Origin of the sequence: Periweissella beninensis (assembly GCF_016908275.1) — a bacterium.
Taxonomy (GTDB): Bacteria; Bacillota; Bacilli; order Lactobacillales; family Lactobacillaceae; genus Periweissella; species Periweissella beninensis.
Genome location: NZ_JAFBDN010000021.1, coordinates 12,494 through 27,200 on the forward strand (window position 1 = coordinate 12,494; position 14,707 = coordinate 27,200).

A 14,707-nucleotide genomic window follows, 5' to 3' on the forward strand; every position below is an offset into this window, starting at 1 on the left:
TAGTGCATTTCTGATAAGTCAATTCAGAGTGGTTATTTTTTGCTGATATGGTTAGTTTTAGGTTTAAAAATAAGAAAAACGCGTTAACAACAAATTAGAGCAAAAATAAGTAGGATAAGGGGAAAATACTAAAATTAACAAAAAAGAGAATAGCGGACTGATTAAAGGGCTATTACATTGTTTTACTGTCAAAAAACGGTTATAATTAATTGTATGTAATTGTTGAAAAAACAAACGAAATAAGCAACCAATATGTACATAACAAATTAAAAATGGGACGGAATACATGAAAACTGAAGTATTTATAAATACACCATTTATTACCTTGGGTCAATTATTAAAAGAAGAGAATGTAATTAGTTCAGGTGGCCAAGCAAAGTGGTTTTTAAAAGAAGTGCCGGTAATGGTTAATGAGGAACATGATGATCGTCGTGGCCGAAAATTATATCCAGATGATATTGTCAATGTTCCCGAAATTGGCACATTTATTGTAAAAGCTAAGTAGCTACGAGTATGGAATTAAATAAATTAACTGTCCAAAATTTTCGAAACTATAGTAATTTACAGCTAGAATTTAGCACTGGAATTAATATATTTTTAGGGGCAAATGCACAAGGTAAAACGAATTTGTTAGAAGCAATTTATGTGTTGGCATTAACCCGTTCGCACCGCACAAGTAATGATAAAGAACTCATTAATTGGCAAAATCAGACTGCCACAGTTAGTGGCAGTGTTTGGCGTGATAACTATAAATTACCTTTAGAAATTACCTTTAGTAAAAAGGGTAAAAAAGCATTAGTAAATCATTTAGAACAGGCGAAATTATCACAATATGTTGGTAATTTAAATGTGGTTTTATTTGCGCCAGAAGATTTGGAATTAGTTAAGGGATCACCAGCAATTCGACGTAATTTCATTGATCGTGAATTTGGTCAAATTAATCCCAAATACTTATTTAATGCCACCCAGTATCGAAATATCTTAAGGCAACGTAATAATTATTTGCGCCAACTACAACTACAACAAGCCCATGATTTAGTATATCTAGATGTTTTAACTGAGCAATTAGTTAATTATGGGGCCCACATTTTACTTGCCCGTAAAAGTCTATTGGCTAAACTTGAAAAGGTGGCGCACCAAACGCAACAAGCAATAACTGATGGACAAGAAACATTAACTTTTAAATATGTCTCAGCAATTAAGTTGACCGAATTAGCTGATCTAACAGCAATAAAGACAGCACTAACTAATAAATTTGCTAGTCAAAAAAATAGAGAATTGCAACAAGGGACGACATTAGTTGGTCCCCATCGTGACGATTTACAATTCTTGGTTAATGGTCAAAATGTGCAGTCATTTGGTTCACAAGGTCAACAGCGGACAACGGCATTAGCCGTAAAATTAGCAGAAATCGATTTAATGAAAATAGAAACTGGTGAATACCCAGTTTTATTGTTAGATGATGTTTTATCAGAATTAGATACCAAACGACAAACACATTTACTAAAAACGATACAAGATAAGGTGCAAACTTTTATTACAACACCTAGTCTTAGTGATGTTGCACGTCATTTAATAAAAAAGCCCAAGATCTTTCTAGTAGAAGCGGGCAAGGTAACGGAGGAATAGAATGGCTGAAGAAAATAAACAAGCTTTGTCGGAAGTTGAAGCACTTGCAGCATTGGAAGATGAAACGCAAATGCATACCAAGGCTGATGACTATGATGCCAGTCAAATTCAAGTATTAGAAGGACTTGAAGCGGTACGTAAACGTCCGGGAATGTACATTGGTACGACAACATCACAAGGATTACATCACTTAGTTTGGGAAATTGTAGATAACGGGATTGATGAAGCTTTAGCTGGCTTTGCTGATCACATTACGGTAACAATTGAAAAAGATAATTCCATTACGGTGACTGATAATGGGCGTGGTATTCCAGTTGATATTCAAGTAAAAACTGGTAAACCTGCGTTAGAAACGGTCTTTACGGTCTTACATGCCGGTGGTAAATTTGGCGGTGGTGGTTATAAAGTTTCGGGTGGTTTGCATGGAGTAGGGGCTTCGGTTGTTAATGCACTATCTACTAATTTAGATGCCAAAGTTGTACGTGACGGAAAAGTGTATGCGATTGATTTTCAGCGTGGACATGTAAAAAGTCAAATGCGTGAAATTGCTGAGGAGCAAATAATTGAACGTGGGACAATTGTGCACTTTTTGCCAGACCCTGATATTTTCCGGGAAACAGTAGTTTTTGATGCCAAAATTTTAACTACACGAGTTCGGGAATTAGCCTTCCTAAATAAAGGGTTGAGAATTTCAATTACTGATATGCGACCAGAAAAACCAGTTAGCGAATCATTTTTCTATGAAGGTGGTATCAAAGAGTATGTAAAATATCTTGATGCAAGTAAAGAGGTATTGTTTACAGAACCTGTTTATGTTGAAGGTTTAGAAAATGGCATTATGGTCGAGGTCGCCTTACAATATACGGATGATTATCATTCAAATCTATTGTCATTTACCAATAATATTCATACATATGAAGGTGGAACCCACGAAACAGGGTTTAAAACAGCTTTAACCCGGGTAATTAATGATTATGCTCGCCAAAATAAGCTTATTAAAAATAATGATGAGACCTTGTCTGGGGAAGATGTCCGAGAAGGATTAACGGCAGTTGTGTCGGTAAAACATCCTGATCCACAATTTGAAGGACAAACTAAAACTAAGCTTGGCAATTCAGATGCCCGGGCAGCCACTGATCGAATGTTTTCGGAAACATTTTCACGTTTCATGCTTGAAAATCCTGAAGTTGCGCGCAAGATTATTGAAAAAGGGTTAGTAGCCTCAAAAGCGCGAATTGCCGCCAAACGGGCGCGAGAAGTAACACGGAAAAAATCAGGCTTGGAAATTACCAATCTGCCTGGGAAATTAGCTGATAATACCTCAAAAGATCCAGCTATTTCAGAACTATTTATCGTTGAAGGAGATTCCGCTGGTGGATCTGCTAAGCAGGGGCGTGCGCGCCTAACTCAAGCTATTTTACCGATTCGCGGTAAAATTTTGAATGTTGAAAAAGCCTCAATTGACAAAGTTTTAGCTAATGAGGAGATTCGATCATTATTCACAGCCATGGGAACTGGCTTTGGCAATGATTTTGATATTGCTAAGGCTCATTATCATAAACTAATTATTATGACTGATGCCGATGTTGATGGGGCTCATATCCGGACATTATTATTAACTTTATTTTATCGTTATATGCGGCCATTAGTTGAAGCCGGTTATATTTATATTGCGCAGCCACCTTTGTATCAAATCCGGCAAGGAAAATTTGTTAAATACATCGATTCTGATGAAGAACTACAAGCAGTCTTAAATCAGTTACCGGCCTCACCTAAACCTAGTATTCAACGATATAAAGGGTTGGGAGAAATGGATGCAGAGCAACTTTGGGAAACAACGATGGATCCAACACGGCGCCGTTTATTACGGGTTGATCCCGTGGATGCGATTGAAGCTGATCAAATATTTGAAATGTTAATGGGTGATCGGGTTGAACCACGCCGCGAATTTATTGAAAATAATGCCACTTTTGTTAAGGATTTAGATATTTAACATTTAAGTCAAAAAAGTAATTTAAAGGCAAGCACAGAAAAAATTGTGCAGAAAGGATTTGAAGTTGGCTGAAGAAAATTTTTCAAGTAATAACGGAAGAATTAGCGATGTAAACCTTGGTAAGACCATGCGCGAATCTTTTTTAAGTTATGCGATGTCAGTAATTGTGGCACGTGCCTTGCCCGATGTTCGTGATGGTTTGAAACCAGTTCATCGACGGATTTTATACGGAATGAATGAATTGGGGATAACACCTGATAAACCATACAAAAAATCAGCCAGAATTGTGGGTGATGTCATGGGGAAGTATCACCCACATGGTGACTCGGCAATTTACGAATCAATGGTGCGCATGGCCCAAGATTGGAGTTATCGTTATTTATTAGTTGATGGTCATGGTAACTTTGGATCGATTGATGGTGATAGTGCAGCTGCAATGCGATATACCGAAGCAAAAATGTCTAAAATTGCGACCGAAATGTTGCGTGATATTAATAAAGATACAATTGATTTTACGGCAAACTATGATGGAACAGAACGTGAGCCAGCAGTACTACCTGCTCGTTTCCCTAATTTATTAGTTAATGGGGCATCTGGAATTGCGGTGGGGATGGCAACTAATATTCCACCGCATAATTTACGGGAAGTAATTGCTGGGCTACACATTTTAATGAATAATCCCGCAGCAACGACGGCTGATTTGATGGAAGCCATTCCAGGACCGGATTTTCCAACTGGTGCAATTGTAATGGGTAAGTCTGGCATTCGTAAGGCATATGAAACTGGTCGTGGAACGGTAACTATGCGCGCTAAAGTTGATATTGAGATTGATAAAAGTGGCCGTGAAAAAATTGTGGTTACTGAATTTCCATATATGGTGAATAAGGCACGTTTGATTGAACGTATCGCTGAGCTAGCTCGTGACAAGCGAATTGAGGGGATAACTGGGGTCCGTGATGAATCTGATCGTGAAGGTTATCGCTTAGTAGTTGATGTTCGTCGTGATATGTCAGCTAGCGTGGTTTTAAATAATCTATATAAAAACACACTGATGCAAACAACTTTTAGTTTCAACATGTTAGCTATCAAGGATATGGCACCTAAAGTATTAGGGCTAAAAGAAATATTACAAGCGTACCTATTACATCAACAAGAAGTGATTCGTCGCCGGACAGTCTTTGAACTTAAAAAAGCACAAGCCCGCGCACATATCTTGGAAGGGTTACGGATTGCACTAGATCATATTGATGCCATTATTAGTATTATTCGTTCATCAAAGACAGCTGATATTGCAAAGCAGCGGTTAATAAGTGATTATCAACTATCAGATAAGCAATCACAAGCAATTTTAGATATGCGTTTAGTCCGATTAACTGGATTAGAACGCGATAAAATTGAAGATGAATATCAACATTTATTAGCGACAATTGCTGATTTAGAAGATATTTTAGCGAAACCTAAGCGTATTGATGAGATTATTTATCAAGAATTATTGGAAATTCAAGAAAAATATGGGGATGATCGCCGGACTGAACTCCAAGTGGGGGATGTTACTTCAATTGAGGATGAGGATTTAATTGATGAAGAGGACGTCATTATCACATTGACGCATAATGGCTATGTTAAACGACTAGCAACATCTGAGTTTAAGGCACAACATCGTGGAGGCCGTGGAGTTCAAGGAACAGGCGTGCATGCTGATGATTTTGTTGAGCACCTGGTGTCAACCTCGACGCACGATACAATTTTATTCTTTACGAATTTAGGTAAGGTTTATCGCTTAAAGGGATATGAAATTCCAGAATATGGGCGAAATGCTAAAGGTATTCCAGTAATTAATTTACTAGGAGTAGCAGCTGGTGAGAAGGTACAAGCAGTTATTAATGTGCGTGGAGATGCTAAAGAAAGTCAAGATTTCTTATTCTTTACAACCTTAAAAGGGACAGTTAAGCGTACACCAGTAGCTGAATTTGCAAACATTCGAACTAAAGGGCTTAGAGCTGTTAGCTTACATGATGACGATCAGTTAATGACGGTAAAAGTAACAAATGGTCAACAAAACATGATTATTGTTACGCATGATGGCTATGCAGTTTCATTTGCGGAAACAAGTATTCGTTCAATGGGACGTTCAGCCGCTGGGGTTCGTGGAATTCGCTTACGGGCGGAAGATTATGTAGTCGGTGCTGATATTTTGCAACCAGATGCAAATGTTTTGGTTATTACCGAACATGGTTATGGTAAACAAACGTTAGCTAGTGAATATCCGATTAAGGGACGTGGTGGTAAAGGAATTAAAACTGCGAATGTCACTGAAAAAAATGGACCTTTAGCCGGAATGGTAATCGTTGATGGAACTGAAGACATCATGTTGACAACTGATCGGGGTGTGATGATTCGTTTTGGAGTAGAAACCGTATCGCAGACTGGGCGAGCAACATTAGGAGTACGCTTAATTCGTTTGGAGGATGACGCTAAAGTAGCTACATTAGCTAAAGTTGAAAAGGAACCAGCTGATGAAGACCTTGTAGCAGATGAGCCACTGGTGGATGGCGTAATTGCCAATGATGTTAGTGAAAGCACTGAAACGATAAGCCAAAAGATGCAAGAACTTGCAGATCAAGTAATTGATGAAGAGAACACGGACTAATTAAAAAAATGATAGTGTGTCAAACTACTGTGACATCTGGTAATTTGATAATAGTATAAATAAAAAAGCTAATTCGTATCTGAATTGGTTAACTGAACCCCGTAAGTTGGAGTAAATTACAAAACTTACGGGGTTTTACTATGTTTTCAAAAGAAGTATAAAGTGAAACATTATACAATGTATCACTTTTATTTTTAAGGTTTTAGAATATTTGGTCCAATAGCGAAGGCACTTGAGTCGAGCTTTTTTTAAAATAATATTAGAAACGTTTATTAATTAAAAAAGCAAATATTAACAAGCATTAATTATTGACTTATAACCACATTAACACCAATATTTTCAATTTTTTTCAATAAAATAGGATCAGCAAAAATATCGGTTACTAGGTAATCGATTTTGGTCATATCACAAATTTTGAAATTAGATTCAACACCAATTTTTCGATAGTCAGCAACACATATAACTGGTCCGGTAGTAATATCAATCATTTTACGATTAATGATAGCTTCATTTAAAAATGGGGATGTAAGGCCCTCATTAGTGACACCATAACTGCCAATAATACATAAATCGGCCGATAAATCTGCGAGAAAATTAATTGTACTAGTACCAGTAAGGGCTTTACGAGAGAATGAAACCTCTCCACCAGTTAGAATAATATTTGTTTTTTGGTGATAAGCACAAGTTAAGATATCAACATTATTACTAATGATATCAAGTTTTTTAGTGGCAAGATGATTAATAGTTTGCCACGCAAGAGAGCTAGAATTAGCCACAATTGTTTGATTATTAGCAATTAAACGAGAGGCTAATTGCGCAATTTTTTCACGATGATTTAAGAGCTTCGTGGTAACTGAGATATCAGTTGGATCGAAATTAGTAGCTTCTAGATGTCCGTAGCTATAACTTACTAAACCTTGGTTTTTTAAATACTGAAGATCACGTCGGATTGTAGCAGGAGAGACATTCAAGGCAAGACAAAGTTCTTTAACACAAATATATTTATTCTCAGTAATTAAGTTATATATTTGATCTCTACGTTCTTTAATTTCTAATTGGGAACTACGCATATTTAATCTCCTCATAAAATAATCATATATATGATTAATCATCACATAACTAAATTGTAAGCGATTTCGCTAATTGATACCATTACTTTGTTAAATAAATTAATGGAGGATTTTAAAATGAAAATTGACGAGGTTACAAGAGAGAAATGGATTTTAAGTACATTTCCAGAATGGGGTACATATTTAAATGAAGAAATCGCTGATACAGAGGTCAAGAAGGACACATTTGCGATGTGGTGGTTAGGATGTACAGGAATTTGGTTAAAAACAGCAGAACAAACCAATATTTTGATTGATTTATGGAATGGCACAGGAAAGCGTTCACATGGAAATGGCATGATGCGAAAAGGACATCAAATGCAAAGAATGAGTGGTGTTCAAAAGTTACAACCTAATTTACGCAATCAGCCCTTTGTTTTAGATCCCTTTGCAGTTGAAAATGTAGATGCTCTGTTTGTTAGTCACATTCACTCAGATCATCTAGATATTAATACTGCCGCTGCTGTGAATAATAATTGTCCAAGTGCCAAATTCTACGGTCCAGCAGAAGTTGTCAAAATTTGGCAAGCATGGGGAGTTGCACCAAATAGAACTGTAGTTGTAAAGCCCGGGGATGAAATAATAATTAATAAAACAAAAATTAAAGTATTAGAATCATTTGATCGGACAGCATTAGTAACAGAAAATGATCCAGATGTAACTTTAAAGAATAAATTGCCACAAGATATGGATCAGATTGCGGTCAATTATTTATTTGAAACTACTGGTGGTAATTTATATCATGCAGCGGATTCTCATTATTCAAATGTTTTTGCTAAACATGGTAATGAGCATAGAATTGATGTGGCCTTGGGTGCATATGGTGAAAATCCTAGAGGAATTACCGATAAAGTAACCTCAGTTGATATTTTAAGAATGGCTGAATCACTAAAAACAAAAGTAATTATTCCGGTTCATTATGATATCTGGACCAACTTTATGGCTGATCCAAAAGAAATTACAACACTTTGGAATTTTAAAAAGGATCGATTGAAGTATCAGTTTATGCCATATATCTGGCAAGTAGGTGGACAATTTAATTATCCTGAAAATGCAAAAGATTTAGAGTTTAATTTTGATCGTGGCTTTTCAGATGTCTTTTCTATTGAGAATGATACACCATTTACATCGTTCCTCTAAAAAACAAGGAGTCAGAGTATGAGTAAAGAAATGTTGAATTATTTTATTGAGAATAATTTGGTGCAAATAGTAGAGAAAACACCCCAAAATTGGCAAGAAGCAGTACGGGTATCATGCCAAAAATTACTAGAAAAAAATTATATTACCAATGATTATGTAGATAAAATAATTACTAATGTAATTGAAAATGGTCCATATATTGTAATTGTACCTGGGATTGCAATGCCACATTCTGAAGCTGAGAATGCAGGTGTTTTAGGCACTGGTATTGGATTTACGAAATTTGCAGATAATGTAATTTTCGATGAGCATGATGCTACCAAGAATGCCCAATTATTTTTTACTTTAGCAGCAAAAGACCCTAAACAACATTTAGAAAATATATCTAATTTAATGGGATTCTTAGCTGATGATCAATTAATAAATAAATTAAAAACAATAAATTCATATGCAGAATTAGAACTATTGGCAACACAGTAATAGGAGAAATAGTTATGAAAATTTTAGAGGATATTTGGGTATATTTTGCACAAAATATCTTAACACAACCAGCATATATGATTGGATTAATTGTATTCATCGGTTATGTACTTGATAAGCGACCGCTATACGAATCAATTGCGGGGCTTTTAAAAGCAGTAATTGGATATATGATTCTAATGGTTGGTTCAAGTGGCTTGGTTAGTGCTTTTAGACCAATTTTAACAGGGTTAAAAGATAAATATAATTTACGAGCAGTGGTTATTGATCCTTATTTTGGACAAAATGCTGTCACGGAGGGATTAACTAAAACATTTGGGCGAAGTTTTGGCGATGTAATGTTGCTACTGTTAATTGCTTTTGTGTTAAATATAATATTTGTTCGGTTTCAAAAATGGACCAAATTGCGTGCCTTATTTACTACTGGTAATGTGCAAGTGCAACAAGCTGCCACAGCATTTTGGATTTTGCTGTTCTGCTTTCCAAAACTAGGCCGAATAGAAGTTTTAATTACAATGGGGATCTTATTAGGCTTATATTGGTCAGTTGGCTCAAACTTGACAGTTAAACCAACACAAGAATTAACTGAAGGTGGTGGTTTTGCAATTGCACACCAACAAATGTTTGGAATTGCTTTTGTAGCCTGGTTAGCTAAAAAGTTTAAGCTAAAAGGGAGAAAAACCAAGAGCCTTGAAGATTATGAATTACCAGGGTTTTTGAAAATATTTAATGAAAATATGGTAGCAACTGGGATTTTAATGCTGTTTTTCTTTGGCATTATCATGTTAGTGCTAGGGCGTGATTATTTTAATGCTATGTATGTTACTACTAAGGGTGTATCTGGATTAGCACCTGGTGCTAGTTTTTTATTCTATATTTTAACTACATCACTAAGCTTTGCAGTTAACTTAACGATTTTACAATTAGGTGTAAGAACTTTCGTTGGGGAACTAACAGAAAGCTTCGTTGGAATTTCCAATACCATTTTACCTGGATCTGTACCAGGGATTGATGTCGCAGCAACTTTTGCATTTGGTGAACAAAATGCAGTTACTTTTGGTTTCTTATTTGGTGCATTGGGACAATTCATAACGATTGGCGCATTAGTATTATTCCATTCACCAACTTTAATTTTAGCAGGCTTTATTCCTTTATTTTTTGATAATGCGGTATTTGGGGTCTTTGCTAATAAAGAAGGTGGTGCTAAAGCAGCCATGCTTTTACCATTTATGAGTGGTGTTATTCAAGTATTAGGTTCGGCATTTATTGTAACTTTTATTGGATTGGCACCATTTGGAGGGTATTTAGGAATGTTCGACTGGGCAACTGTATGGCCAGGCTTTACCCTAATTATGAAATATTTAGGCTATGCTGGGATATTTGTGGTTGCTGCAATTTTAATTGCAATTCCACAAATTCAGTACCGAAAGGATCCAAAAGGATACTTTCAAATCGTTAATGACTATGAAGGATATGTGGCAACACATAAAAAAAATGAAATGGGTGGAGAATAATCATGAAAATTTTAGTAGCGTGTGCAAATGGATCAGGAACTAGTTTAATGTTAATGAAATCAGTTGAAAAAGCATTTAAACAATTAGGAATTAAAATTACAAGTATTGGGCATACTAATATTGCAGAGGGAACTAGTACGGCTACTCAATATGATGTTGTATTTACACCACTTAATTTTTTAAATATGTTTGAGACTGCTAAAAAACGTGGTGTGACGGTACTAGGGGTAAAAAACGTAATGAGTGATAAGGAAATTATGGAAACAGTGCAACGTGAAACAGAATTTGTTAAAGCTTAGAGAGGAAAAAAATATGCCAAATTTACAAGTTGCTTTAGATAATAATACTATTGAAAGTGCCTTAGCAGATGCTGTAAAAGTAGGTCAAATTGTTGATATTATTGAAGCGGGTACAATCTTAATACTACAAGAAGGTGATAAAGCGGTAAAAGCATTACGTGGTGTTTTTCCAGATAAAATTATTATTGCAGATACAAAGTGTGCTGATGCTGGTAAAACGGTTGCACAAAATATGGCAAATGCGGGAGCTGACTGGATGACCTGCATTTGTTCAGCAACAATTCCAACAATGCAAGCTGCTGCCACTGAGGTTAGTGACCTACAAGTAGAGTTGTATGGGAACTGGACTAAGGAAGATGCGCAAAAATGGTTAGATGCGGGGATTACACAAGCAATTTATCATCAAAGCCGTGATGCGTTACTTTCAGGTGAGGTTTGGGGTGAAAAAGATTTAAATCGGGTAAAAGAATTAGTTCAAATGGGTTTTAAGGTCTCTGTGACTGGTGGCTTATCACCTGATGTTTTACCTTTGTTTAAAGGAGTAGATGTATATACCTTTATTGCTGGTAGGGCAATTACACAGGCTAGTGATCCAAAGAAAGCTGCACAAGCTTTTAAAGATGTAATTAATAAAATTTGGGGCTAATTATGACACAAATTGGAATTTATGAAAAAGCATTACCTAAAGGTATGAACTGGCAAAGTCGTTTAAGTTTGGTAAAAGAATTAGGTTTTGATTTTTTAGAATTATCAATTGATGAATCTGATGAACGACTTGCAAGGTTAAATTGGACAGATAATGAATTAGCCCAAATTCAAGATGCAATAAGGCAAACGGGGGTACCGATTAGAACCTTGATGTTATCTGGACATCGGCGTTATCCGTTAGGATCAACAAAGATTGAAATTCAAGAAAAGGCGTTAAGGATGGGTTGTCGGGCAATTGATATCGCTGAAAAACTCGGTATAAGACATATCCAACTTGCTGGATATGATGTCTTTTATGAGAAACGAAGTTATTTAACCCGAGAATATTTTATGCAAAATCTGATTAGCTTAGTTAAATATGCAGCTAGTAAGGAAGTGATGCTAGATATTGAAACGATGGATGATCCATTTATTAACTCGTTAACGAAGGTCAAACAAATCAAAGAGCGGATAAAGTCACCATGGTTACAAGCCTATCCTGATCTGGGAAATTTATCAGCATGGACAGAAAATAATGTAGCACAAGAAATTGAGAATAATCTGGATATTATTGCTCATATTCATTTAAAAGATACATTACCAGTGACACCTGAGTCAAAAGGTCAATTTAAAGATGTACCATTTGGTAGTGGCACTGTCGATTTTATTGGATTGCTGAAGTTATTGACAGATTTAGGTTACGATGGGGCATATACAATTGAGATGTGGTCAGAAAATTCTTTAGATCCAATTTCAGAAGTAAAAAAAGCACAGGCATTTTTTAAACCAATTTTAGAAATGGTTGGTTTAAAACAGGAGGAACAACATGCTTGAAGATATAAAAGCCGAAGTTTATGCAGCCAATATGGCATTACCAGCGAATAATTTAGTGACGTTGACTTGGGGTAATGTCAGTCAAATCGATCGCGAAAGCGGTTACTTTGTTATTAAACCAAGTGGTGTTGAGTATGATAAACTGACAGTGAATGATATGGTTGTTGTCGATTTAGAAGGTAAGGTGATTGAAGGAAATTTAAGACCATCAAGTGATACAGCAACTCATGCTTATTTATATAAAATGTGGCCAGAAATTGGAGGAATTGTGCACACCCATTCGAAATGGGCTGTGGCATTTGCGCAAGCTGGATTACCAATACCAGCTGCCGGTACAACCCATGCAGATACTTTTTATGGTGCAGTACCAGTAGCTGATCGATTAACTAAAGCAGAGGTTGATCATGAGTATGAATTAAATACTGGTAAGTCAATTGTTCGGACATTTGTAAATAATAATATAAATCCAATTGCCGTACCCGGTGTATTAACGAATGATCATGGACCATTTACATGGGGTAAGAATGCCAAAGAAGCAGTTCATAATGCGATTGTTTTAGATGTAGTTGCAGAAATGACTTATCATACCCGGCAGTTAAATCCGGAAAATATTGAAGTACCACAGTATTTACTAGATCGTCATTATTATCGAAAACATGGTCCTAATGCTTATTATGGTCAAAGGTAAGCTAAGTGATGGTGTGAGTATTAAAATAATAATTTGCAAGGAGTGGCGTAAGACACTCCTTTTTTGTATGTCAAATTTTAACTAATAGCAATTAAATTTTAAATATTAAGAAATTGATAAATCTAAACTTAATTAACAAATCTTATACTCCTTTTTGGTACTATATTTAAAAAATAGTACCAAAAAGGAGTATAAGATGCAGATTAGAGAAATTAAGGATAATCAATTAGCAGCAAAAAATGTTGGTGTGTTAATTAAAGCAGCCGTTGGGCCGATGGCAGAAACATTAACGGGCTTTGATGATAAAAAGCAAACTAAACAACAGGCCGTATTAACCAAACGGTTCTGGTGCAAAATTAACAAAATAGTCTTTGTAATACATTGGGACGATTGTTGAACGGATCATTGTACTAATAATTCGATTAGTGATTGTGACGACGAAAAACTGTTTTGATTTACATAAACAGTGATTATTCTAAGGAACTAAACTCATGATATACTAAAAATAAAGGAGTTTTTTTATGGATATTTGGGAAAAATTATATGATGAAGCAAAATGTCTATATAACCCTCATGAAGTATCACCTTTTATCTATGCACAACATGTAGTATGTGCTTTAGAAGCTGAGGATGGACAAATATTTACAGGCTATTGCTTTGAAGCAACAGCAGGGGTTTTCCATCTCTGTGCAGAGCGTGCAGCAGCATTTAATATGTATCAACAAAGTAAACAAACTAAAATCAAAAAAATCATAACTTTTCGAAATGAAGCACCTTCTGGGTTAGGCGGTATGCCTTGTGGAGCTTGTCGAGAATTTTTACTGCAACTTAATAGTGATAATTTAAAAACTGAATTTATGGTAGATTATGAAAAACGTGAAATTATTACTTTAGAAGAATTATTACCAAAATGGTGGGGTGTAGATAGACTGTAATTAAGAACAGTTATTTAAACCCTTGGTTAACATAATTATTTGTCATGTGAGGACCTCCCGATTTTGAAATAGGGCGCACTTATACGCAGTAAAAAATCTACCGAATTTTTTCTACGTTGTGCTAAGGGCGCACTTACACCCACCAAATTTTTCTTACGAAAAATTGCTGGGTTTGTGCTAAAAAAGAGTACAGATCACTCACGTGAACTTGTACTCTTTTTTCGTCAAGCGTGTTTATTAAAATTCGTTTCACTCATGTTTCTTTTTTTCTGCCAAACAGCATCAATCATTTTATTAATAGCAAGAGTATTACTGTTAATCGCAATATCAAACCAATCATCATCATATTCAATGCAGTGCATTAAAAAGTCAGAATAATTATCAACTTCATTTTCATAAATATATCTAATAATATCTTTCATGATTATTAATTTATTAGTTGCTGTAAGCTCAAAATAAGATTCAACATCAGCACCATTGTGACCAATTATCTCACTTTTAGAATATTGAAATTTTTCGGGGTTATCCATATGAATCATATATCTAACTAACCCTTTTCCACTTGCGATTTTTTGAGGTGCCGGACAATTCAATTCATCAGTTATTTTTTTAACAGCTGAAAGACCGACTGGACCATCATAACTTAATAAAATAGGTTCTGGTGCAAAATTAACAAAATAGTCTTTGTAATACATTGGGACGATTGTTGAACGGATCATTGTACTAATAATTCGATTAGTGATTGTGAC

The 14,707-nt window shown here is 35.5% G+C and carries 15 protein-coding genes; 13 read left to right on the forward strand and 2 right to left on the reverse strand.

Annotated features, from left to right (window positions below):
* The first annotated feature begins 286 nt into the window (after positions 1-286).
* The 4 genes from yaaA to gyrA all read left to right on the forward strand — a co-directional run bounded on the left by yaaA (position 287) and on the right by gyrA (position 6,272).
* Positions 287-505, forward strand: a complete 219-nt coding sequence (yaaA, locus tag JOC59_RS07265; protein WP_205144136.1) for a S4 domain-containing protein YaaA — start codon at positions 287-289, stop codon at positions 503-505.
* An 8-nt stretch (positions 506-513) separates the two neighbouring features.
* A complete protein-coding gene (recF, locus tag JOC59_RS07270) occupies positions 514-1,629 on the forward strand; it encodes a DNA replication/repair protein RecF (protein ID WP_205144137.1) in 1,116 nt (371 codons plus the stop codon).
* Positions 1,630-1,699: 70 nt separating this feature from the next.
* Positions 1,700-3,622 carry a DNA topoisomerase (ATP-hydrolyzing) subunit B gene (gyrB, locus tag JOC59_RS07275; protein WP_205144149.1) on the forward strand — a complete coding sequence of 641 codons (1,923 nt, stop codon included), beginning with the start codon at positions 1,700-1,702 and terminating at the stop codon, positions 3,620-3,622.
* A 127-nt stretch (positions 3,623-3,749) separates the two neighbouring features.
* On the forward strand, positions 3,750-6,272 hold the full coding sequence (gene gyrA, locus JOC59_RS07280; protein WP_239517063.1) for a DNA gyrase subunit A: 2,523 nt from the start codon (positions 3,750-3,752) through the stop codon (positions 6,270-6,272).
* Positions 6,273-6,577: 305 nt separating this feature from the next.
* Here the strand turns inward: gyrA and JOC59_RS07285 are convergent, their stop codons facing one another.
* The gene (locus JOC59_RS07285; protein WP_205144139.1) at positions 6,578-7,342 is read right to left on the reverse strand and encodes a DeoR/GlpR family DNA-binding transcription regulator; all 765 of its coding nucleotides are present in this window, start codon (positions 7,340-7,342) and stop codon (positions 6,578-6,580) included.
* Positions 7,343-7,459: 117 nt separating this feature from the next.
* Between JOC59_RS07285 and ulaG the strand changes: the two genes are divergently transcribed.
* From ulaG to JOC59_RS07330, 9 genes are all read left to right on the forward strand, one after another.
* A complete protein-coding gene (gene ulaG, locus JOC59_RS07290; protein ID WP_205144140.1) occupies positions 7,460-8,521 on the forward strand; it encodes an L-ascorbate 6-phosphate lactonase in 1,062 nt (353 codons plus the stop codon).
* 18 nt (positions 8,522-8,539) lie between these two features.
* Positions 8,540-9,001 (forward strand): PTS sugar transporter subunit IIA, encoded by a 462-nt coding sequence (locus tag JOC59_RS07295; protein WP_239517061.1) that lies wholly within the window; start codon positions 8,540-8,542, stop codon positions 8,999-9,001.
* A gap of 14 nt (positions 9,002-9,015) precedes the next feature.
* Positions 9,016-10,515, forward strand: a complete 1,500-nt coding sequence (locus JOC59_RS07300; RefSeq protein WP_205144141.1) for a PTS ascorbate transporter subunit IIC — start codon at positions 9,016-9,018, stop codon at positions 10,513-10,515.
* Between the two features lie 2 nt (positions 10,516-10,517).
* Positions 10,518-10,814 (forward strand): PTS sugar transporter subunit IIB, encoded by a 297-nt coding sequence (locus JOC59_RS07305; RefSeq protein ID WP_205144142.1) that lies wholly within the window; start codon positions 10,518-10,520, stop codon positions 10,812-10,814.
* Positions 10,815-10,827: 13 nt separating this feature from the next.
* Positions 10,828-11,460 (forward strand): 3-keto-L-gulonate-6-phosphate decarboxylase UlaD, encoded by a 633-nt coding sequence (locus JOC59_RS07310; protein ID WP_205144143.1) that lies wholly within the window; start codon positions 10,828-10,830, stop codon positions 11,458-11,460.
* A 2-nt stretch (positions 11,461-11,462) separates the two neighbouring features.
* Positions 11,463-12,335 carry an L-ribulose-5-phosphate 3-epimerase gene (locus JOC59_RS07315; RefSeq protein WP_205144144.1) on the forward strand — a complete coding sequence of 291 codons (873 nt, stop codon included), beginning with the start codon at positions 11,463-11,465 and terminating at the stop codon, positions 12,333-12,335.
* Complete coding sequence (locus JOC59_RS07320; RefSeq protein WP_205144145.1) at positions 12,328-13,023, forward strand: L-ribulose-5-phosphate 4-epimerase; 696 nt, start codon at positions 12,328-12,330, stop codon at positions 13,021-13,023. The genes JOC59_RS07315 and JOC59_RS07320 overlap by 8 nt, the downstream gene beginning before the upstream one ends.
* A gap of 196 nt (positions 13,024-13,219) precedes the next feature.
* Positions 13,220-13,420 carry a hypothetical protein gene (locus JOC59_RS07325; protein WP_205144146.1) on the forward strand — a complete coding sequence of 67 codons (201 nt, stop codon included), beginning with the start codon at positions 13,220-13,222 and terminating at the stop codon, positions 13,418-13,420.
* Positions 13,421-13,544: 124 nt separating this feature from the next.
* Entirely contained in the window at positions 13,545-13,958 is a 414-nt protein-coding gene (locus JOC59_RS07330) for a cytidine deaminase family protein (RefSeq protein WP_205144147.1), read from the forward strand.
* Between the two features lie 224 nt (positions 13,959-14,182).
* Here the strand turns inward: JOC59_RS07330 and JOC59_RS07335 are convergent.
* Positions 14,183-14,707, reverse strand: a 525-nt coding sequence (locus tag JOC59_RS07335; protein ID WP_239517062.1) for a Rep family protein, incomplete at its 5' end; no start/stop codon positions are given.